The sequence below is a fragment of the Halobacillus sp. ABH2_015 genome (assembly GCF_056158945.1).
The window spans coordinates 1,432,467-1,453,919 of sequence record NZ_JBSWUG010000002.1 but is presented as its reverse complement, the minus strand read 5'-3'; the positions used below and the strand labels follow the sequence as shown (position 1 = coordinate 1,453,919).

Annotated in this window: 23 protein-coding genes; 9 read left to right on the top strand and 14 right to left on the bottom strand. The window is 46.1% G+C overall.

Annotated elements, in window-relative coordinates; translation table 11 throughout:
• Positions 1–469 precede the first annotated feature (469 nt).
• The 3 genes from pyc to glsA form a co-directional block, all read right to left on the bottom strand.
• Entirely contained in the window at positions 470–3,913 is a 3,444-nt protein-coding gene (pyc, locus tag ACXAD6_RS07765) for a pyruvate carboxylase (protein ID WP_474968394.1), read from the bottom strand.
• Positions 3,914–4,098: 185 nt separating this feature from the next.
• The gene (locus ACXAD6_RS07760; protein ID WP_027954072.1) at positions 4,099–4,380 is read right to left on the bottom strand and encodes an Fpa/YlaN family protein; all 282 of its coding nucleotides are present in this window, start codon (positions 4,378–4,380) and stop codon (positions 4,099–4,101) included.
• An 84-nt stretch (positions 4,381–4,464) separates the two neighbouring features.
• Positions 4,465–5,394 (bottom strand): glutaminase A, encoded by a 930-nt coding sequence (glsA, locus tag ACXAD6_RS07755; protein WP_474968393.1) that lies wholly within the window; start codon positions 5,392–5,394, stop codon positions 4,465–4,467.
• Positions 5,395–5,484: 90 nt separating this feature from the next.
• On the opposite strand from glsA, the gene ACXAD6_RS07750 reads away from it, so the two are divergent.
• Together ACXAD6_RS07750 and ACXAD6_RS07745 are read left to right on the top strand one after the other, a co-directional pair.
• A complete protein-coding gene (locus ACXAD6_RS07750) occupies positions 5,485–5,979 on the top strand; it encodes a hypothetical protein (RefSeq protein WP_474968392.1) in 495 nt (164 codons plus the stop codon).
• An 89-nt stretch (positions 5,980–6,068) separates the two neighbouring features.
• The gene (locus ACXAD6_RS07745; RefSeq protein WP_474968391.1) at positions 6,069–6,647 is read left to right on the top strand and encodes a YhcN/YlaJ family sporulation lipoprotein; all 579 of its coding nucleotides are present in this window, start codon (positions 6,069–6,071) and stop codon (positions 6,645–6,647) included.
• 31 nt (positions 6,648–6,678) lie between these two features.
• Here ACXAD6_RS07745 and ACXAD6_RS07740 read toward each other — a convergent pair whose 3' ends face one another.
• Positions 6,679–6,972 carry a hypothetical protein gene (locus tag ACXAD6_RS07740; RefSeq protein WP_474968390.1) on the bottom strand — a complete coding sequence of 98 codons (294 nt, stop codon included), beginning with the start codon at positions 6,970–6,972 and terminating at the stop codon, positions 6,679–6,681.
• A 129-nt stretch (positions 6,973–7,101) separates the two neighbouring features.
• Here ACXAD6_RS07740 and ACXAD6_RS07735 point away from each other — a divergent pair, with 129 nt between their 5' ends.
• Positions 7,102–7,305, top strand: coding sequence for a YlaI family protein (locus ACXAD6_RS07735; protein WP_084162991.1), 204 nt, complete (start codon positions 7,102–7,104; stop codon positions 7,303–7,305).
• A gap of 44 nt (positions 7,306–7,349) precedes the next feature.
• Here the strand turns inward: ACXAD6_RS07735 and ACXAD6_RS07730 are convergent, their stop codons facing one another.
• Positions 7,350–7,727, bottom strand: a complete 378-nt coding sequence (locus tag ACXAD6_RS07730; protein WP_474968389.1) for a YlaH-like family protein — start codon at positions 7,725–7,727, stop codon at positions 7,350–7,352.
• 133 nt (positions 7,728–7,860) lie between these two features.
• On the opposite strand from ACXAD6_RS07730, the gene ACXAD6_RS07725 reads away from it, so the two are divergent.
• Positions 7,861–8,034: a DUF5325 family protein gene (locus ACXAD6_RS07725; protein WP_474968388.1), complete on the top strand. Its 174-nt coding sequence runs from the start codon at positions 7,861–7,863 to the stop codon at positions 8,032–8,034.
• 48 nt (positions 8,035–8,082) lie between these two features.
• On the opposite strand, the gene ACXAD6_RS07720 is transcribed toward ACXAD6_RS07725, so the two are convergent.
• Positions 8,083–8,892: an inositol monophosphatase family protein gene (locus ACXAD6_RS07720; protein WP_474968387.1), complete on the bottom strand. Its 810-nt coding sequence runs from the start codon at positions 8,890–8,892 to the stop codon at positions 8,083–8,085.
• A 191-nt stretch (positions 8,893–9,083) separates the two neighbouring features.
• Positions 9,084–9,272, bottom strand: a complete 189-nt coding sequence (locus tag ACXAD6_RS07715) for a hypothetical protein (RefSeq protein WP_474968386.1) — start codon at positions 9,270–9,272, stop codon at positions 9,084–9,086.
• A 179-nt stretch (positions 9,273–9,451) separates the two neighbouring features.
• Here ACXAD6_RS07715 and ACXAD6_RS07710 point away from each other — a divergent pair, with 179 nt between their 5' ends.
• On the top strand, positions 9,452–10,093 hold the full coding sequence (locus tag ACXAD6_RS07710; protein WP_474968385.1) for a YktB family protein: 642 nt from the start codon (positions 9,452–9,454) through the stop codon (positions 10,091–10,093).
• 33 nt (positions 10,094–10,126) lie between these two features.
• Here the strand turns inward: ACXAD6_RS07710 and ACXAD6_RS07705 are convergent, their stop codons facing one another.
• Positions 10,127–10,399 (bottom strand): UPF0223 family protein, encoded by a 273-nt coding sequence (locus ACXAD6_RS07705; protein WP_474968384.1) that lies wholly within the window; start codon positions 10,397–10,399, stop codon positions 10,127–10,129.
• A 16-nt stretch (positions 10,400–10,415) separates the two neighbouring features.
• Positions 10,416–11,387 carry an NAD(P)H-dependent flavin oxidoreductase gene (locus ACXAD6_RS07700; RefSeq protein ID WP_474968383.1) on the bottom strand — a complete coding sequence of 324 codons (972 nt, stop codon included), beginning with the start codon at positions 11,385–11,387 and terminating at the stop codon, positions 10,416–10,418.
• Positions 11,388–11,495: 108 nt separating this feature from the next.
• On the opposite strand from ACXAD6_RS07700, the gene ACXAD6_RS07695 reads away from it, so the two are divergent.
• Positions 11,496–12,965 carry an aminotransferase class I/II-fold pyridoxal phosphate-dependent enzyme gene (locus ACXAD6_RS07695; RefSeq protein WP_474968382.1) on the top strand — a complete coding sequence of 490 codons (1,470 nt, stop codon included), beginning with the start codon at positions 11,496–11,498 and terminating at the stop codon, positions 12,963–12,965.
• A gap of 45 nt (positions 12,966–13,010) precedes the next feature.
• Here the strand turns inward: ACXAD6_RS07695 and ACXAD6_RS07690 are convergent, their stop codons facing one another.
• Together ACXAD6_RS07690 and ACXAD6_RS07685 are read right to left on the bottom strand one after the other, a co-directional pair.
• A complete protein-coding gene (locus ACXAD6_RS07690) occupies positions 13,011–13,121 on the bottom strand; it encodes a GapA-binding peptide SR1P (protein WP_084162990.1) in 111 nt (36 codons plus the stop codon).
• Positions 13,122–13,332: 211 nt separating this feature from the next.
• Positions 13,333–14,220 (bottom strand): polysaccharide deacetylase family protein, encoded by an 888-nt coding sequence (locus tag ACXAD6_RS07685; protein ID WP_474968381.1) that lies wholly within the window; start codon positions 14,218–14,220, stop codon positions 13,333–13,335.
• 129 nt (positions 14,221–14,349) lie between these two features.
• Between ACXAD6_RS07685 and ACXAD6_RS07680 the strand changes: the two genes are divergently transcribed.
• The 3 genes from ACXAD6_RS07680 (at position 14,350) to ACXAD6_RS07670 (ending at position 17,588) form a co-directional block, all read left to right on the top strand.
• A complete protein-coding gene (locus ACXAD6_RS07680) occupies positions 14,350–15,420 on the top strand; it encodes an FUSC family protein (RefSeq protein ID WP_474970382.1) in 1,071 nt (356 codons plus the stop codon).
• Positions 15,421–15,475: 55 nt separating this feature from the next.
• Positions 15,476–17,008: a glycine betaine uptake BCCT transporter gene (locus ACXAD6_RS07675; RefSeq protein ID WP_474968380.1), complete on the top strand. Its 1,533-nt coding sequence runs from the start codon at positions 15,476–15,478 to the stop codon at positions 17,006–17,008.
• A gap of 199 nt (positions 17,009–17,207) precedes the next feature.
• The gene (locus ACXAD6_RS07670; RefSeq protein ID WP_474968379.1) at positions 17,208–17,588 is read left to right on the top strand and encodes a hypothetical protein; all 381 of its coding nucleotides are present in this window, start codon (positions 17,208–17,210) and stop codon (positions 17,586–17,588) included.
• Between the two features lie 138 nt (positions 17,589–17,726).
• Here the strand turns inward: ACXAD6_RS07670 and lpdA are convergent, their stop codons facing one another.
• Genes lpdA through ACXAD6_RS07655 form a run of 3 tightly spaced genes read right to left on the bottom strand, consistent with a single transcriptional unit; the run spans position 17,727 to position 21,451 of the window.
• Positions 17,727–19,136, bottom strand: a complete 1,410-nt coding sequence (gene lpdA / locus ACXAD6_RS07665) for a dihydrolipoyl dehydrogenase (RefSeq protein WP_474968378.1) — start codon at positions 19,134–19,136, stop codon at positions 17,727–17,729.
• 3 nt (positions 19,137–19,139) lie between these two features.
• The gene (locus ACXAD6_RS07660; RefSeq protein ID WP_474968377.1) at positions 19,140–20,444 is read right to left on the bottom strand and encodes a dihydrolipoamide acetyltransferase family protein; all 1,305 of its coding nucleotides are present in this window, start codon (positions 20,442–20,444) and stop codon (positions 19,140–19,142) included.
• A 29-nt stretch (positions 20,445–20,473) separates the two neighbouring features.
• A complete protein-coding gene (locus tag ACXAD6_RS07655) occupies positions 20,474–21,451 on the bottom strand; it encodes an alpha-ketoacid dehydrogenase subunit beta (RefSeq protein WP_027954054.1) in 978 nt (325 codons plus the stop codon).
• Between the last annotated feature and the right edge of the window lie 2 nt (positions 21,452–21,453).

Genomic DNA, 21,453 nt, shown 5'->3' with positions numbered 1-21,453 from the left:
TATCATGTAATGTTTTTTCTATCTATTTAAACCGGATAATTTTATGAATTTGTGACAAATTTGTGAAACCTGTCCTCCTCCCTCTTAGTATCTACCACGCCCGCTTATTTCCACTCCCTTTCCGGAGTGTTGACGACGTTCATTGAAATGTTCAGCTGAAATTTCGTCTGCCTGCCAGCCTGTAGTACATGAAGTTGCATTCAATCTGTCATACGGTTGTAAATTCCGCTCCGTCTATTTTACATGACCGTATCGGGAACATGGACCATCAGGAGTGAACGTTCTATGACAAAAATGTCCTTTTCTATCAGTCTGCCCTGATAACTGAATGTTCCTACATGCTTCCGCTCAAATATAAAGGGAAATTCCTGCACTATAAAAAAACCTGCCTGTGTGCTCTTTAAGAACACACAGGCAGGGTACCGGTATTTATTGCTTATCCAGCCGCCGGTTATCCGTTGAATCCTTTTTATTCAAACTCAATCAAAAGGTCGCCTACATGAAGGGCTGCATGATTATTGACGAAGATGTCTTTGATCACTCCATCAAAAGGAGCCTGAACGGTGGTTTCCATTTTCATAGCTTCCGTGATCATCAAATGGTCGCCTTTGTTCACCTTTTCCCCTTTACTGGATAAAACTTTAATCACCGTGCCGGGCATTGTCGCACCGATATGCTTCTGATTTGTTTTATCTGCTTTTGGACGCTCCTGGACAGCCGCTTTTACATTTTCGTCTTTGATGACGACCTCCCGGGGCTGGCCATTGAGCTCAAAGTATACCGTCCTCGTTCCGTCGACCTGAGGTTCACCTACCGAAACAAGTTTTACGATCAAGGTTTTCCCCTGCTCGATTTCGACTTCGATCTCCTCCCCGAGTCTCATTCCATAAAGGAAGGACGGCGTATCGAGCATAGACATATCTCCATACTGGTCTCTGAATTTTTGATGATCCATAAATACCTTCGGATACAACGCATAGCTGATCATATCAAAGCTTGTCACCTGTCTGTCCAGAGAGTGGAAGAGTGTTTCCTTTAAATTATTGAAGTCGACCGGCTCCAGTAGTTCGCCCGGACGTACTTGGATAGGTTCTCTTCCTTTCAAAATGATCCGCTGTAATTCAGCCGGAAACCCTCCATAAGGCTGACCGAGGTATCCTTGGAAAAATTCAATGACGCTGTCCGGAAAATCAAGGGACTCCCCTTTTTCATAAATGTCATCTTCATTCAATTCATTCTGTACCATATAAAGAGCCATGTCTCCTACGATTTTGGAGGATGGTGTGACTTTAACAATGTCGCCGAACATATCATTCACCCGGCGGTACATGCTCTTCACTTCGTCCCAGCGCTCACCAAGACCGACAGCTTTTGCCTGCTGTTGAAGGTTGCTGTACTGCCCTCCCGGCATTTCGTGTTCATACACCTCAGTATGTGGAGCATTCATGCCACTCTCAAAATCCTGATAATATTTTCTAGTGTCTTCCCAGTAATGGCCAAGCTTCTCGTAAGATTCGATATTCAGCTCAGGCTTACGCTCATGCCCCTCCAGTGCGTAGTAGAGGCTGTTGGCACTCGGCTGTGAAGTAAGGCCGGCCATTGAACCTGCAGCAACATCAACGACATCCACGCCTGCATCAACAGCTTTACTGTAGGTGAGCAGTCCATTGCCGCTGGTGTCATGTGTATGAAGATGAATCGGAATATCTACGGTTTCCTTCAGTGTGGAAATCAGCTGATAGGCGGCTTCCGGTTTTAACAGCCCCGCCATGTCCTTAATTCCGAGGATGTGGGCACCAGCCTCTTCCAGTTCCTCCGCCAGCTTTTTATAATAGGCCAGGTCATATTTTTGTCTTCCTGTATCAAGGATGTCACCGGTATAGCACATGGCCGCTTCTGCCACTTTACCGGATTCCCGAACCGCATTGATTGTCAGCTTCATCCCTTCCACCCAGTTCAGGGAATCGAAAATCCGGAAGACATCAATCCCCGCGGATGCACTCTTATCCACGAACTCACGGATCAGGTTATCCGGATAATTTTTATAACCTACTGCATTGGATGAGCGGAGAAGCATTTGGAACAGCACGTTCGGGGCTTTGGCTCTCAGCTTCAACAGTCTTTCCCACGGGTCTTCATTCAAAAATCGGTAGGATACATCAAAAGTTGCGCCTCCCCACATCTCAAGCGAAAACAAATCCGGCAGCAGACGTGCCGTCGGTTCCGCAATATTTTCCAGATCTTTTGTACGGACACGAGTAGCCAGCAGAGATTGATGCGCGTCACGGAAGGTGGTGTCGGTCAGAAGTACTTGCTTTTGACTTTTCAACCATGCGGCGAGGCCTTCTGGTCCCTGCTCATCAAGAATCTGTTTCGTCCCGCCGGGCATCCGTTCAGAATGATTGATCACAGGGATGCGCGGCTTAGGGAACACCGGCTTCTTCCTGTTTCCATACCCTTCAAATCCATTAATTGTCCTGTCCGCGATATACGTGAGCATCTTCGTCCCACGGTCTTTCCGCTTAGGAAATACAAAAAGTTCCGGAGACCTGTCGATGAACGTCGTATTATACTCTCCTGATAGAAACTGCTTGTGCTGCACAACATTTTCCAGAAAAGGGATGTTCGTTTTAATCCCGCGGATTCTGAATTCCTTCAGGTTCCGCAGCATTTTATGGGCCGCCTGATCAAAGCTCAGCGCCCACGTAGACAGCTTCACGAGCAGGGAGTCATAATACGGGGAAATAACCGCTCCCTGAAATCCATTGCCCGCATCAAGACGCACACCGAAACCTCCACCTGAACGGTAAGCCATAATTTTTCCGGTATCGGGCATGAAATTATTGAGCGGGTCTTCTGTTGTAACCCTTGATTGGATAGCAAAACCATGGGTGCGGATCTCTTCCTGCTTCGGAATTCCTATAGGGCTGCTGTGCAGACTGCGGCCTTCCGCCACCATGATCTGAGTCTGGACGATATCCACTCCTGTGATCATCTCCGTAATGGTATGCTCAACCTGGACACGCGGATTCACTTCAATAAAGAAGAACTCTTCATCTGTCACTAAAAACTCAACTGTTCCGGCGTTGATATAAGAAACGTTTTCCATTAACTTGACAGCTGCCTGACAAATCTCTTCCCTGAGCTGGTCACTCAAGTTCACACTCGGAGCAATTTCTACGACTTTCTGATGACGTCTCTGCACGGAGCAGTCCCGTTCATATAAATGGACGATATTTCCTTCGCGGTCTCCGATGATCTGCACCTCGATATGCTTGGGTTCCTCAATCAGCTTTTCAACGTAGACTTCATCACTTCCAAAAGCTGCTCTCGCTTCCGAACGGGCACGGTCATACGACTCGTCCAGTGTTTCAGCACTTCGGACCACCCTCATTCCCCGGCCGCCCCCGCCCATAGCCGCTTTAATCATAAGGGGGAAACCATGCCTGGCTCCGAAATCGTGAATTTCCTTCAATCCAGTCACTGGTCCATCACTGCCCGGGATCACCGGTATGCCTGCCTGAACAGCCTGATCCCTTGCTTTCACCTTATCCCCGAACATATTTAAATGGGTACTGGTCGGACCGATGAAAACGATCCCTTCTTCTTCACAACGTCTGGCAAACTGAATATTTTCAGATAGAAAACCATAGCCCGGATGAATGGCATCCACGCCGACACTTTTGGCAATATCGATCATGCCTTCAATATCAAGGTATGCATCAATCGGCTTTTTTCCTGCCCCGACAAGGTAAGCCTCATCAGCTTTATAACGGTGATAGGAACCGGTGTCTTCCTGGGAATACACCGCTACTGTACGGATATTAAGCTCTGTACACGCTCTGAATACACGGATGGCGATCTCTCCACGGTTCGCTACAAGTACTTTACTGATCTTCTTTGTCTCTGTCATTTTCCCACTCCCTCTATGTACGTAAAATCTGTTACTCCGCTTACCTAGATTCTCTATACTGTGGCAAAATTCCTTCAAATCTGACAATTTTACATTTAACCTGACTAGAAGCTTCCGTTCCATTTAAGAGAAGACATAAAAAAAGCCCAAACTACAACAGGATCTGTCGCAATTTGAGCTTTATGTTATGACTTCTGGGCAGCTTCGTGCAGAACGTTCAGCTGCTTTTCCAAGTTATCCAGTAAATCTTTACCTTCTACTTCGCTGATTAAATTCAAGCGAACTGCGAAATGTATTTCACGGGATAATCCAAACATCTGTGTATCTAAAACTTCTTCATATAGTGGACACTGGGGCATTGTGAGATTATCCATTTGGACTTTAATCAGTCTTAATATTTTATCAGCGTCAGCTTTCAGAAGGGCATAGGCTTTTTCCCGATGATCCACAGCCACATCAGACAACATTGAAATCCCCTCCATTACACAAGTCTTTCTTCTCACTATATTATCGTTTCGGCGTGAAAATTGCAACATTGGAATGGACGCCGCCTAGAAGATGGAGAGGTCATATCGATTGGACAATGTTTCCAGAAGCTTCAAACCTATGACGCTGTTTCCTTTTTCATCCAGGCTTGGACCATAGACAGCTATTCCTCCGAAATTATTCAGAGAAGCCAGCACCGATCCGGAGACACCGCTTTTGGCAGGAATTCCAACTTTAATGGCAAAGGACCCGGAAGCATCGTACATCCCGCATGTGACCATAAAAGTTTTACAGATACGGGCAAGATGTTTCGGAATGATCCGGCGTCCCGAAGAAATGTCCCGCCCTTCATTGGCAAGCAGAGCCCCGATCCGTGCAAGCTGACAGACGTTGACTTCAATCGCACATTGTTTTGTATAAGCATCGAGCGTTTCCTCTACACTGCCGGTCACGATTTGGTGCTGTTTCATATAAAACAACAGAGAACGGTTCAAAAAGGCCGTTTCGAATTCTGAACTTGCCACTTCTTCGTTGTAGCGGATGCTGTGATCATCGGTTAAATCATGAACAAAGCTCAATAGACGGCCTACTTTTTCATCAGGTGTCGCCCCGTGAATCATATTGGTCACAGCAAGAGCTCCGGCATTGATCATCGGATTCAACGGCTTGGAGGGGATCTGCTCCAGTCTGTAAATGGAGTGGAACGGATCTCCAGTCGGCTCCATTCCCACTCTGTCGAACACATACTCCTCCCCATTGTCCATTAGCGCCAGGGCCAGGGAGATGACTTTTGATATGCTTTGAAGCGTAAACCGGACTTCTGTCTGTCCCGCTTCTACCGTGTCCCCGTCCTGGTAATGGATGGCAACGGCCAGGTCTTCAGGATTCTGTCTTCCCAGTGCAGGGATATAATCGGCCACCTGGCCATCATAGGCGTAGGGACGGACATTTTCAAGCCACTCATTTAATACTTGTTCGGAAATATCTTTAATCAAAGAAAAGAGCCTCCTTTAATGAAATCGAATTCATTATCTGCTATGATTTTGGATGGATGATTCTTACTATTTTGAAAGGTGGCTTCAGCCATGATTGTTCAACTAACTGGAAAAGTAAAATTCCCGATTACTTTAGACCCCACCGTATGGATTTTTGATGACCGCAAATTAACATTTACTGAAGCATTTGAAGGGGGATCCCCGGAAACCTCCCCTGAGGAGGAAGATGAAATGAAACGGAAATCCCTCCGCTTCGACAGAGAAGTTTACCAGCAGAAACTGAATCCACCTGTAAATAAAAGCATCAACCGGTACGAAAAACAGAGAATTATGAACGGCACTTTCCTAATGCCCCTTCTCCCTTTCCTGCAAACCAGTGAGCCTTCCGCGGATTCGAAAAAAGCGGCGCTCGTTTCTGATCAGGGAGAAGAAATCATCCATGCCGATGATTTGAAAGATGCCCTGCTTTTATTTGCTGAAAACGGAAAACCTTTACAAACGGAGGGACCTGTTCACCTATACTTCGGTGATGGATCCAACCGCGAAACTCCTGTCAAAGGAATAAAGAAAATCATCTTTCAGTAAAGACGAAGGACGGCTGCCTGCAGCTGTCCTTTTTGTATATTATCTCTCCTCAGACACAGACTATAAGTAAAAAAAAGTGGTGGTTTCCTTTGAACAAGTTCCTATTGATAGCTGTTTTCCTACTTCTGAGTGCCTGTCAGCAGGGTGATAATGAACAATCCCTCCTGGAAGAAAAGCAGAGCGATCCAAAGTACAAATACGTATCTGATTCCGATCCCATTGAGAAAAAGACACTGACAAGTGAAGAAGCAGCCGAGCATTTAGCCGGGCTGGCTGTACAAGTTCCGGATGTCCATGATGCGACTGCTGTCGTCCTCGGTGATTATGTAGCGGTCGGCATTGATGTAGACAAAGACCTCGACCGGTCCAGAGTTGGTGTTATTAAATATTCAGTTGCTGAAGCGCTGAAAAATGATCCTTACGGAAAGCAGGCCGCCGTATTTGCGGATGCTGATGTCGTCGAACGCCTCAGGGGGATCGGGGACAAAGCCTCTCAAGGACACCCAATCGGGGCCTTGACCGATGAACTCAGTCAGATTATTGCCCGGTACATGCCTGAAGGTCCTATAAATGAAGAACCGGAGTCCAATGGCAGCCAGGACTCCATTCCGGAAAAAGAACAGAAGCAGCTGGATCAAATAGAGAAGGAACAATCGCATTCGGATTAGTACAGAAAAACAGCTAAATCCTAAAAAGGATTTAGCTGTTACTTTTTTCCAAAATTTCTCTTTCTTTTTCCGTCAGTTCATTATAGTACTGAACTCCGAACTGGGATCCCTCATTTACCATTTTAGAGTTTTCCAAGTCAGCGGTTTCCGGTTTGCCCGCTTCTTCGATCGGCATATCGTCACCTTTTTTCAGGCGGCTTTGAAGGGAACCTGCCTTGTCCTTCACTTTCTGTCTGTTGTCACCGTCTTTAAGAAAATAGGCAGCCACCCCGCCGGCCACGGCGCCTGCTGCTGTAACCATCCAGCGTTTTCTCACTATTATCATCCTTTCCATGACTTCTATAATAACAGTTCCCAAACCCAGTTCCGTTAAAACGTGGAAACTCCATCTATTTCTAAATTTTCACATGTGTTACACTAGAGGCAACCGTACTAAGTAAATAGAGGTGAGTATATGCGTGTCCAATGCGTAATTTGTGATCATATTGAAAAAATAGACAGCTACTGTCTTCAGGCGAAACGGTTAAGAAACCGGAGGATCAACACGTATATGTGTCAGCCATGTCATGAGCGGATAGCTGAAAATACGAAAAAAAGACTGGCCACCGGTGATTTCAAATTCCACCGCGAGCGTAAAAGAGAAAAACATTTAAGTTAACGATAAAAAACCCGGCTTATGAATGAAGCCGGGTTTTTCCCGTTTTACGATTCTCCCTGATGCCTGGCCGAACGCTCCCTGTGCAGTCTCACCCTGTATATACCAAGAATTAATGCGGCTGCAAGCAGACTTTCTGGTACGGGCAGATTCAGTCCCAGAATCAACGTCAACACGAATGTACCGATAATAAGGACGGCATAAACAACAATGGTCTTCAGCAAAGGGAGCTTCTTTGCAAATCCCAGTTTGAAGGTAATGACCGTTAAAATGACAGTCGTTAAGTATAACAGCATAAATGAGCGAAACAACATCGTTACTTCGCTTTCATCATTTAAGTTCACTTCGCTTCCAAGCCCGCGGAAGAAAAAGTCGGCCACCGGCCATAAATCCGTCGGTACTGGAAGTGTCGATGTATCCTGCATGATGTTCCTCCTCAAGAGATCCTGTCCTTTTCTCTATATTACTAGAAAAGAGACTGGGTTGCTACCCGTGAAACCATTTTCATCCGTGTTCAAATCCGATATACTGGTATCGAATAGAGGTGATTCAAAAATTATGGTGAACAATGCAATGCTTGCTGTTCTTGTCATTTTAAGTTTCGTTTTTGTCGGATTCGCCATCGGCCAGAATTTGTTCTGGCTGGCCGGACTCCTCTTCTTCTCCGGCTTTGCTCTCATGAGCGTCGGTCTCCGCCGCAAAAGAAGACGGGATGAAGTTCATGCCGATTAATTCATCCGCACACAAAACAAGCGACCTTTTCCCAAGGTCGCTTTTGTTCTATCTTTTCAGTTGTACATAATCATTGATGATTTCATCATGAATGTTGGACCGGCAGGCAAGCACGGTTGTTTTATTTAATAAATCCAGTTCTTCTTTGTCTGCACGGGTAACGATTCCACCTACTTCGCGGACGAGGATACTACCTGCTGCATAATCCCACGGCATCAGCGTCATCGTTAAATATCCATCGAGAATACCTTCAGCCACGAATGCAAGTTCAAGAGCGGCAGACCCGTAAGAACGCGTGCTTCTAAGCGTCTTCACAAGCTCCTCCACCCCTTTATGTTCTATAAATGGGTTTTCAGGAATGAGCCAGGTTGTATTCAAAGCGAGAATCGACTGCTTTAACGGACGGTCTTTGCTAAGCTGTGGAAGCTGCACATCGTTTTTCCATGCCCCTTCCCCTCGTTTCGCTGTGTAAAGAGTCCCTTCCATGACGTTATAAATAAAGCCGATTTCCCCTATACCATCTACGTAAATGCCGATGGATATAGCGAAATTGCGTTTTTGGTGGACGAAGTTCATCGTGCCGTCAATAGGGTCCACAATCCAGACGGTCCCTCCGATGTCTTCCAGTTCATCCCCAAAACCTTCTTCTCCAAGCAGATAATGATCCGGGTAGGCATTTTTAATTTTCTCTGCGAAAAATTGTTCCGTCTGCTGATCCATTTCTGTTACAAGGTCATTCGGATTGGATTTTGTTTCAATGGATCGGGGGGCATCAATCTTTGATTTGATCCGCTCGCCCGCTTCCAGTATCCATGCTTTAGCTTGATCGAACACTTCATTCTTTGTCTGTTGATCCATAGCATCGTACCCCTTTTATCAGTCTCACCTTTAATCGTACCAAATGCAGGCAACAAATGCATGCTTGATCCCCTTCCATCACAAATCTTTCACGCTTCCTGCCATTGGTAGAGGGAGTCCCGCGGTACAGGATTCACCCCTTTACAGGGAAGGAACACAAAAAAAACAGGCAACTCTATCGCTGCCTGGTTCTAGATCGACCATTCAATCAATTGTTTACGAAGTTCAGTCAGACGCCTTTTTGTCTTTGACATCTGCTCGGCGTCTCCTGCAATCATGGCATCATGCAGGGTGACCAGTTCATAATCAATCTCCATACGGATTACCGGGAGCTTCTCTTCAGCTTCTCTCTTACGCAACGCTTCCATTACATGTTTCATTGCAATCCCTCCCTTTTAAATCCTTACCTTATATATATGTGGCTTTAACGACAGAAGTTTCATTTAGATTACTTATATGTAACCCATTTTTCACGCCTTCAAACCAGTCAAACACATCCCTTAGTAACTTTGTCGAATTGTGTTAAACTATTATGGAAGAAATGGTAGGAGATGATAGTTTGACGACTTTTACAGGTTTTAAACAAGAAGACTTTGACGTATTTTCCATTCCCGGACTGGAAAATCGAATGGAAGCTCTGCGGGAAAGGATCTCCCCTAAACTTGAAGCGGCAGCACAGGAACTTTCAGCGGATGTTACAGCTATGACAGGCGATGAAATGTTTGTCCACGTCGCCAGGCATGCCCGTCGCAAAACCAATCCGCCAAACGATACGTGGGCCGCTCTTGCCTCCAGTAAACGCGGCTATAAAAAACTTCCCCACTTCCAGATCGGCTTGTGGGAAACCCACGTATTTGTATGGTTTGCCGTCATTTATGAAAGTCCAATCAAAGTAGACTTCGCTTCCAAGCTGGAAGAAAATAAAGAGGATATCCTTTCGCACATTCCAGAGGATTTTGTGTGGTCTGTCGATCATACGAAGCCCGAAGCGGCCCCTCACAGCGATGTGGACGACGAGACATTCTCCAAAATGACGGAACGGTTGAAAACCGTCAAGAAAGCAGAGATCCTTTGTGGACGTCAGCTTCAGCGTGGAGATGACCGATTGAAGGATCCTGAGGCATTCATTGAATTCTGCCGGGAGACATTCCAGACGCTGGAGCCTTTGTATCGTTTTACGAAACAACTGGAAGAAAAGTAAGAGACACACGTCTGACGTGTGTCTCTTTTTTCTTTACATTTTCAATCGGTCACCCTCTGAGAGACTGCGCGCCTGCTTCACGGTACGGTAACAGGAATATCCGGAATCTTTTTCAAACTGCCCGCAGAGTGTTTTTTCTTCACTCTTCGATGGCACAATCTGTTTAAACCGTGTATAAGCCAGCAGCAGGTCGTCCCGCTTCACTCCCTGCTCATACGCTTGTTCAACGATACTGTAGAAATTCACAACATCGATGATCTCTTCCTTTGACCAGTGGATTTCATCAATTGGATAAGTATAACTCATCTTTTTTCCTCCTTCATCAGGACCAGCGGGTGCGGATATCCTCCGCTTCCTTGATCACCCGGTCAAAGAGTTCTTCGACCGTTGGGACATCATGGATGCGGGAGGCAATCTGTCCGGCCCATCCAAAGCCTTGACCGGCCTGTCCTTTGTATATAAATGTTTTATTCGCATCCCCGCTGATATAGGAGCGGAGACCGTCATAGCCGGCATTTTCCTGCTCCAATTCTAAAATACGAGTTGTCCAGTCATTTTTCAAGGCCCGGGCCGGAGCTTTTAAACTTCTTTTAATGACGGTCGTTGACGTTTCATCTGCTTTAATCAGGGCGTCCTGGTAGGCGGGGTGCGCATGGGTGCACTCTTTTGTAGCAATAAAACGTGTTCCCATTTCCACTCCTTCCGCACCAAGGGACAACGCAGCCATTAAACCCCGGCCGTCTCCAATTCCCCCGGAAGCAATAACCGGAATATCGACGGCATCGACGACCTGTGGAGTAAGGACGAGCGTCCCCACATCATCACGCCCGAGGTGGCCTCCCCCTTCATGACCGACCACCATCACAGCATCCGCCCCAAGCTCCTGAGCTTTTACCGCCTGCCTCCGCGCAGCAACAAGGACGAGCGTTTTAATGCCGGTACCTTTAAGCGCTTCCAAAACACCTTGTGGATTCCCTCCAGTAACAGAAACCACGGGCACCTGCTCATCCACGGCTGTCTGCACCATTTTTTCAAAAGGGCGCCCGTGCTGGCCGATCGCAAAATTGACCCCGAACGGCCGGTTGGTTTTTTCCCGGACCAGCTTAATTTCTTTTTTCAAGTGTGCGGGTCCCTCCATGCTCATAGCTGTCAGCTGACCAAGCCCGCCGGCATTCGAAACAGCGGCGGCCAGGTTCGAATAGGCCAGATAGGCCAGCCCTCCCTGTATGACCGGGTATGTAATGTCCAAAAGTTCCGTCACTCGTGTATTCCATTTCATTTGCTCCACCTCCATACTTCTAGTTTAGCACGATTGGAAAAAGGAGACATAAAAGACTGGCGCAAGGTTCTGGACTCTGCTATAATTCATTTGCTTTGCTATTATAAAGAGGTGTTCCCATACATGAATCAACATGAAACCCCCCTGTTTACAGGGTTGAAAAAACACCGGGAGCGTAATCCCGTACAATTTCACATCCCCGGTCATAAAGGCGGACGTGGAATGGACGAGGAATTCCGTTCCTTTATCGGTGAAAATGCATTATCGATTGATTTAATTAACATACAGCCATTGGATGATCTCCATCATCCACAAGGCATGATCAAAGAGGCACAGGAGCTTGCAGCAGAGGCTTTTGGAGCCGACTACACGTTCTTTTCTGTTCAAGGGACCTCAGGAGCCATTATGACGATGATACTTAGTGTCTGCCAGCCGGGCGACAAAATCATTGTTCCAAGAAACGTGCACAAGTCGGTAACCACTGCCATCATTTTTTCCGGGGCCAAGCCTGTTTTTATCCATCCGGAACTGGATGAACGATTTGGCATTTCCCACGGCATTACGACTGACGCCGTGAAGAAGGCCTGTGAGGCACATCCGGATGCTAAGGGCCTGCTCGTTATCAATCCGACGTATTTCGGTGTGTCGGCTGATTTAAAAGGAATTGTGGATATTGCCCACAGCTTCGATATACCCGTCCTCGTCGATGAGGCTCACGGTGTGCATATACACTTCCATGAGCGTCTGCCTATGTCCGCTATGGAGGCCGGAGCGGATATGGCTTCCACCAGCGTCCACAAGCTGGGCGGGTCCTTAACGCAGAGCTCTGTTTTGAATGTAAGAGAAGGGCTTGTGTCTCATGAGCGTGTACAGGCTGTATTGTCGATGCTTCATACGACATCGACCTCCTATATTCTGCTGGCCTCCCTGGATACAGCAAGGCGTCATCTTGCCATTCATGGACATCAACTGATGGAAAATGCTATTCTGCTGGCCGATCGCGCACGTGAAAAGCTCAATCAAATTCCAGCCATTTTCTGTCCAGGTGCTGATATTTTATCGTCCAGCGCAACGATCGACTATGACCCGACCAAACTGATTATTTCAGTGAAAAATCTCGGCATGACCGGTTACGATGTTGAAGTGTGGTTAAGGGAGAATTACAGCATTGAGGTGGAACTTTCCGACCTTTACAATATTCTTTGTATCATCACTTCAGGCGACAGCCTGCAGGAAGTCGAAAAACTTGTACAAGCGCTGCATCATTTAACAGATCTGTGCCGGACCGAGGCCGAAGTAACACCCGTTTCTGTAAAAGTTCCTGACATCCCTGTTCTTGCGCTCTCTCCAAGAGAGGCGTTCTACTCCACCACCGAGACGGTTCCTTTGAAAAAGGCAGCAGGCAGAATCAGTGCCGAGTTTGTGATGGTCTATCCCCCGGGAATCCCTATTTTCATCCCTGGAGAAATCATTACCGCCGATAACATTGATTACATTTATGAAAACGTGGAGGCAGGACTCCCTGTCCAGGGACCCGTTGATGATACCTTAGAAACAATCCGAGTCATCCGTGAGCAGAAAGCCTTCAAGTAAACCTAAAAAAGCCGGACGCATCACAGCGTCCGGCTTTTTTCAGGTTTATTTTTCGGTATCCGTGCATGTCGGGCATGTGCTGTATAAAGTAGAAACCTTCTCGTTTTCGTAATGCTCAATCACCTTTTGACAGTCTTGACATACGATTGTTCCCATTCATATCCACCCCTTCATTTTTGTAATCGTTTTCAATGTATTTTTATTTTAATATGGCTTATTGTGAAAATCAACCCTTTTAGTATAACTTTTTAAAATATATGTCATACTAATAAGTCGCCCACCTACCATTATATGATCCTGTTCTTCAAAAAAGAATAAAAGAAAAAGGAAGCCGGGCGGCTTCCTTTTTTTAAGTGATGGTCATTATTTAAGGGGTTTGAATAAGCGCTGGATCAAGCAGGGTATATCCTTTATCCCTCAATCCATCTACGATATCCCCGAGAGCTTTATTCGTCCAGTCACGGTCGTGCATAAGCAAGTTTGCGCCGTTGGCCAGCAATGGTGTATTAACCATTATATCAGCGAGCGATGACGCATTTTGGTATTCCTGTTCCCAATCATAGCCATACGTCCAGTTCATCAGCAGCATGCCCTCTTCCTTTACGAGCTGCTTGACATAGTCTGTATTCGAGCCAAACGGCGAACGGTAAAACACCGGCCGTTCCCCGGTAATTTCTTCAATCTGGTCACTTACTGTCAGGATTTCCTCCCGCTGTTCCTCCTCGGACATTGTTTTAAGATCCTTATGGGAATAAGTATGGTTTCCGATTGGGAAGCCCATGTCATGAATGTCCTTCACCCACTGCTTTCTCTTTTCTGCCAGTTCTTCATCCGGAGTGTCTAAAAAGTGTCCATTTACAAAGAAAATGGCGGGGGCACCTTTCTCTTTCAAAGTTTCAGCCATCTCCATGGCATGTTCATCAGGTATATCATCAATCGTTAATAAAGCCACCTTCGGATCAGCATCTGCAATCGGCTGGAAAGACCAGGTGTCTGTCATTTCATATTGAGCCTCTTTCTGCACGAAAGCTTCCTGCGCAGCCTCTTCCTCATCTGACGCTTGCTGCGTTTCTTCTTCTGCCTTTTCCCCTTCTTCAGGGTTTTCTGACGACTCCGTACTGTCCTTTTCCTGCTGCTCAGCAGCCGGTTCATCTGACGCTGTCTGATCTTCTTCTGCCCCTGATGTTCCCTCGTTGCCGCCACAGGCAGCCAGGAATACAAGCATAAGCAGGAACGCACTAAACCATCGTTTCATTTTTGACCCTCCACTGTTATGTATTTCCACTTTTATCATTATAATAGATTATCCGACATTTTTTCTATCGTTTTTGGGTAATTTATTATATAATAAGGAACCGTGGTCAGAAGACACGACATATGGGTGATGGTTATGCTTCATACATTGAAGAAATTTAAGATTTTAGGAAGCCGGACGTTGAAAACGGGAATCTCTGTCTTTTTGACTGCATTAATATGCGGTTTTTTTAATTTGCCGATCATCTTTGCTGTTATTACAGCTATAGTGACCATCGAGCATACGGCAGCAGATTCCATTAAGAAGGCAGCGGTCCGGTTTCCTGCATCAGCAATCGGGGCTTTACTTGCAACTGCCTTTTATGGATTATTCGGTAAAGGTGCGCTGACATTCGCACTGGTCGCCATGGCTACGATTGCCGTCTGCCACAAATTAAAGCTTGATGATGGGATTTTGGTGGCCACGATCACAGCTACAGCTATGATTCCCGATTTTCAGGACCAGTATTTTGTTTCGTTTTTCACAAGATTGGGTACTACATCCATTGGGATCATCATATCGACATTTGTGAATTTTTTCCTGCTTCCACCCAACTATTCCCCCACGATTTACAAAAACATCAATGGTCTGTATAATCAAGCTGGTCTGCTCTTAAGGCGTATAATCGAGAATGTAACGGCAGATTCTAAAGAGAAATCCCGTGGGATTCAGCGGTCATACCGACAACTCACTGCCCATCTGGAAACAACGAACCAGCTGTCACGGTATCAGCGTGAGGAGTGGAAGTACCATCGTCATACCGACGAAGAGATGGTTTCTTTTCAGCTTTCACAGCGAAAGCTTGCCGCTTTTCAGCAGATTGCCTATCATTTGGGGAACCTGCAGTATGTCCAGACAAAAGCCTCTGATTTTACGGAAAGCGAAAAAAATCTGCTTCTCGAACTGACGGATGAATATGTCAATGTACTGCTTGACCCGGCTCATTCGATCAGGGAGAAACAATTCAATATGGTGCATCAATTGGATGAAGCATTTTGGAAATGGAAAGAAGAACATGTCGTGAAACAGACCGGGTACAGGCATCACTTACCCCCTCAAACCATTTTAATCTACGAAATGCTTTGTTTTCACGATGTTCTGGAAGAATTGCAAAATTTGTCAGAAAAACAGATGCATGTCGTGAAAAGGTGCTACTTTTAGACCTGATTTTTATGAGGGGAATCAAACATAATACTTAATAGGAGGGATTTTCTTCATGAATCAAGTGACGAAAGTGTTTTATATCTCTGTTGTCGCTGCACTATTATTCATTGGATGGGGTGTTATTCCTGAATCCACCCTTCCCACGTGGAACTTAAGCAACGTTACATCTACAATTCAGGGATTTCTAACCGATAAATTCGGATGGTTTTATCTATTATCTGCTACAGGCTTCTTAATCTTTGCCATCTTCCTCGTCTTTTCTAAATTCGGAAAGCTGAAGCTTGGTAAGCCTGACGACGAGCCGGAATATCCATACATTACATGGTTTGCGATGCTGTTTAGTGCAGGTATGGGGATCGGCCTTGTATTCTGGGGAGCTGCGGAGCCACTTTCCCACTTCCACACGCCGCCACTTCCAGGACAGGAGGCTATGAGTGAAGAAGCAGCCCAGGCTGCCATGAAATATTCCTTCTTCCACTGGGGACTCCACCCTTGGGCCATTTATGCTGTACTTGCTCTTGCCCTTGCCTACTTTAAGTTCAGAAAAGATGCCCCTGGTGTTATCAGTGCGGCTCTTACACCGGTATTAGGCGAGAAGAGAGTAAAAGGTCCAATCGGTACAATCGTGGACTTTATCGCTGTATTTGCCACAATCTTTGGTGTCGCTACATCACTCGGACTTGGTGCCCTGCAGATTTCAAGTGGTCTTGCATTTGTCATCGATGGACTTGAGGATACGTTTACACTGCAGCTGATCATCATTTGTGCTGTTACCGTATTGTTCATGGTTTCTGCTATGACAGGATTGAACAAGGGGATTAAATACCTGAGTAATACAAACATCGTACTAGCGATTACATTAATGGTTTTCCTACTGTTTGCAGGTCCTACGAACTTTATTATGGATTACTTCACGACGACATTCGGTTCTTATGTCCGTGACCTTCCTTATATGAGTTTCCGTCTGACGCCTTTTGCTGAGGATAATTCCTGGGTTCAGGGCTGGACGATCTTCTACTGGGCATGGTGGATTTCATGGGCACCATTCGTAGGTACATTCATTGCCCGTGTATCCCGCGGCCGTACCATCCGTGAGTTCATTCTTGGTGTCCTGCTCGTTCCAACGATCTTCGGTGCCCTTTGGTTCTCCGTATTCGGCGGAACAGCAATTTCTCTTGAATACTTTGACGGTATAGATATCATCTCTGACGTTAATGAACTTGGTACAGAAGTTGCTCTATTCTCCATGCTCGAGCACATTCCGCTCGGAGCTGTCATGAGTGTCATCGGACTGCTGTTAATCAGCACATTCTTTATCACATCTGCCGACTCTGCAACCTTCGTTCTTGGTATGCAGACGACAAATGGAAGCCTGAATCCTAAAAACCAGGTGAAATTTACTTGGGGAATCATTCAGGCAGGAGCTGCTGCTGTGCTGCTGTGGCAGGGTGGATTGGGAGCCCTTCAAACAGCTGCCATTATCGCAGCCTTCCCGTTCACATTCATTTTAATTCTCATCTGTTTCTCCCTGTTGAAAACGTTCCAGGAAGAAGCGAAGAAAGTCGACCTTAAGAAAAAACGATAAGCTCAATAAAAATGCCCGGGTAAAATACCCGGGCATTTTTATATCCAATCCTACTCTCCCTGATAACCTCCCCTCTTTAACATCTCTTTTCATTATAAAACACCAGGCTTTCATTCCTGTGACAAATCCATAACAACCCGGGATCCATCTTCTTCATCTGTTAAACTGAACATGAACTCAGATAAGGGAGAGAAGCTGCATGCAAACAAACAAACTTATGATCTTCACCGTCCTTCTCCTATTAATGGGCTGTATCGGTCAGTCTGAAGAAGTCCAGGTCCTTTCTACATCTCCTGATGATTATGATTTATACCTCTACACGAATCCAGATCAGGAGGAAAAGGCTGAAAACTACATGAGCGCCCTTCTGAATTGGAAATTAGAGCATCAGGACCAAAACCGCCTGCAATTCAAACAAACGACCACAGACTCCCACAAAGTCGAAGATATTGAAGGGGCTTCTCTCCCTATGCTCGTTGTCAAAAAGGAAGGCCGTACGATTACCCGGCTTTCCGGTATTGAAACCGAACATCGAATTTCATCCACCCTGGAGGAAGCACTCGTGCTCTCAGGAACATAAACAACATACCTCCAAACAAAAAGAAGCACCCGCTCCCGGCGGACTGCTTCTTTTTAATTCAGGGGCGCTGATCCCCCGTTTTATGTGGAAACATAAAAAAACTGCCGGACTTTTTGTCCGGCAGTTTTTACTTTATCATTACTTCGTGATGTGAATCGGCTGACCGATCGCAACTTCAGCAGCTTCCATCGTAATCTCACCAAGTGTAGGGTGAGCGTGGATGGTAAGAGCCAAGTCTTCAGCAGTCATTCCAGCTTCAATGGCAAGACCAAGCTCAGCAATCATGTCACTGGCATTTGGACCGGCAATTTGAGCACCGATAACAAGATCATCATCTTTACGCGTAACGAGTTTAAGGAAACCGTCACTGTCGTTAAGAGAAAGGGCACGACCATTAGCTGCAAACGGGAATTTAGAAGCTTTCACTTCATATCCTGCGTCTTTAGCTTCCTGCTCAGTATAACCAACAGAAGCAAGTTCTGGATCAGAGAATACTACAGCAGGGATGCCGTGGTAATCAATTTCTGTTTTCTCGCCTGCAATAGCTTCAGCAGCCACTTTCGCTTCGTAGGAAGCTTTGTGAGCAAGCGGAGGTCCAGCTACGATATCACCAATCGCATACACGTTATCAAGGTTTGTGCGGCACTGGTTGTCGATTTCAATCAGACCTTTATCCGTCATGTTCAATCCAAGATCTTCAAGACCGATTTCATCAGTGTTCGGACGGCGTCCAACCGTTACAAGAACGTAATCAGCATCAACGGTTTTTGTTTCGCCTTTCACTTCATACGTAACTGTTACGCCATTTTCTGTTTCTTCCACACCTTGAGCCATCGCGTTTGTTTCAATGGCCACGCCTTTTTTCTTCAGACGTTTCTTCACAATGGAAGACATTTGTTTTTCGAATCCGCCAAGGATATCTTTCATACCTTCAAGGATGGTTACTTCCGTATCGAAGTTTGCGTACGCTGTACCAAGCTCCGTACCGATGTATCCTCCTCCGATTACGACAAGCTTCTTAGGAACTTCCTGAAGGGAAAGAGCTCCTGTAGAATCAAGCACGCGGTCAGAGAACTTGAAGTTTGGAAGTTCAATTGGACGGGATCCTGTTGCGATAATCACATTGTTGAACGTATAGGTTTGAGAGTTTTTCTCATCCATAACGCGTACCGTGTTTTTATCGACAAAGTATACTTCACCTTTTACGATGTCTACACTGTTTCCTTTAAGAAGACCTTCAACACCGCCGGTAAGTTTGTTTACAACGCCGCTCTTCCATTCCTGGACCTTGGAGAAGTCAACCGTTGTATTTTCAGATTGGATACCCATGTCGTCGGCACCTTTAGCATGCTCGTAACGGTGACCCGCCTGAATCAATGCTTTTGAAGGTACACAGCCGACGTTCAAGCAGACACCGCCAAGGTTGCCCTTATCAACGATGGTTACTTTCTGACCCGTCTGGGCGGCGCGGATGGCAGCAACATAACCGCCTGGGCCCGCACCTACTACTAATGTGTCTAGTTCAATTGGGAAATCTCCTACTACCATACTTTACGCCTCCATCATAATTAGTTGTGGATCGTTCAGTAAACGCTTGATGTTGTTCATTGCGTGCTGAGCTGTTGCACCGTCAATAATACGGTGGTCAAAGCTTAGGGAAATAGCAAGAACTGGAGCCACTACGACTTCACCATCGCGTACGATCGGCTTATCAGCGATACGGCCGATTCCTAGAATAGCTACTTCAGGGTGGTTGATAACTGGTGTAAACCACTGACCACCGGCAGAGCCGATATTCGTAATCGTTGTGGAAGCACCTTTCATCTCTTCACCAGAAAGTTTACCATCACGGGCTTTAACAGCCAGTTCATTGATTTCACTTGAGATAGAGAATACAGACTTACGATCCGCATCTTTAACGACAGGAACCATCAGTCCTTTTTCTGTATCTGCAGCAATACCAATATTATAGTAGTGTTTCTGAATAATTTCATCCGTATTGTCATCAATGGACGTATTTAGAACAGGGAATTTCTTCAGTGTAGAAACAAGGGACTTCACAACATATGGAAGGTAAGTCAGCTTGATATCCTGTTCTGCAGCAACGCTCTTGAACTTCTTACGGTGTGCAACAAGTTCAGAAACATCCACTTCATCCATCAATGTTACGTGAGGAGCTGTATGCTTGGAGTTCACCATAGCTTTGGAGATCGCTTTACGGATTCCACTCATCTTCTCACGAGTTTCTGGATAAGCTTCGCCTGCAGCTGGTGCTGCCGGTTTGCTGGAGGCTTCTTCCTGCTTCTCTTCCTGAGCTGGAGCTTCAGAAGAAGCTGTATCCGCTTGTCCACCGTTCATGAAGCTTTCAATATCTTCCTTAAGAACACGGCCATTTTTGCCTGAACCCTGGACCTGACGGATTTCAACGTCATTGTCACGGGCAAACTTACGTACAGACGGCATAGCGATGACGCGCTTGTCTTCGTCTACATCTGCATCTGCAGAAGATGCAGCCGGCTGTTCAGTTTTTTCTTCTTTGCTTTCTTCTTTAGGAGCCTCTGCTTTTTCTTCCTCAGCGCTCTCTTCCTGAGGAGCTTCAGAAGAACCAGTGTCCTCGGAACCGTCATCAATTGTGATGATTACAGTACCTACGGTTGTTGTTTCGCCTTCATCAACATGGATCTCTTTTACAGTACCATCCACCTGGGAAGGAATTTCAACAACGGCTTTGTCGTTCTGTACTTCACAGAGTACATCGTCTTCTTTTACTTCGTCGCCTGGTTTGACGAACCACTTTGCAATTTCACCTTCGTGGATACCTTCACCGATATCAGGCAGTTTAAATTCAAATGCCACGGGTATTCCCTCCTAGTAATTAGAGATAATTAAAAGTTCATAACGTCGTTGACTTTTTCAACGATCGTGTTGTGATTAGGAAGCCATACTTCTTCCGCTTGAGTAAATGCATATACCGTATCTGGTGCAGCTACACGCAGAACCGGGGCCTCAAGGTGAAGAATCGCTTTTTCCTGGATTTCAGCTACAATGTTGGAAGCGATACCGGCCTGCTTTTGTGCTTCCTGCACAACAACGGCACGGTTTGTCTTCTTCACAGATGCAAGGATTGTTTCGTAGTCCACAGGGGAAACCGTACGAAGGTCAAGAACCTCAGCGCTGATTCCATTTTTCTCAAGTTCTTCTGCCGCTTTAAGGGAAGAATGAACCATTGCACCATAAGCAACAAGAGTTACATCTGTACCTTCGCGCTTAACGGCTGCCTTATCCAGATCCACCGTGTACTCTTCTTCCGGTACTTCTTCACGGAAAGAACGGTAGAGCTTCATATGCTCAAGGAAGATAACTGGATCATTATTACGGATGGAAGAGATCAAAAGACCTTTGGCATCGTAAGGGTTGGATGGAATAACTACACGCAGGCCAGGCTGCTGTGCCATTAGACCTTCAAGGCTGTCCGCGTGAAGTTCAGGCGTGTGAACACCGCCGCCGAACGGAGAACGAACCGTGATCGGCATTGGACGTGTACCGCCGGAACGGTAGCGGTAACGAGCCATTTGGCCGCTGATCGCATCCATGACTTCGTAAACGAAGCCGAAGAATTGAATTTCTGGTACCGGGCGGAAGCCGGTTAGTGCAAGTCCGATGGACATACCGCCGATTCCGGATTCAGCCAGGGGTGTATCAAATACACGATCTTCGCCGAATTCTTTTTGAAGACCTTCAGTAGCACGGAATACTCCGCCGTTTTGACCAACGTCTTCACCATAGATCAGCACGTTTTCATCATTTTTAAGTTCTGTGCGCATCGCGTCTGTGATGGCTTGAATCATTGTCATTTGTGCCATGA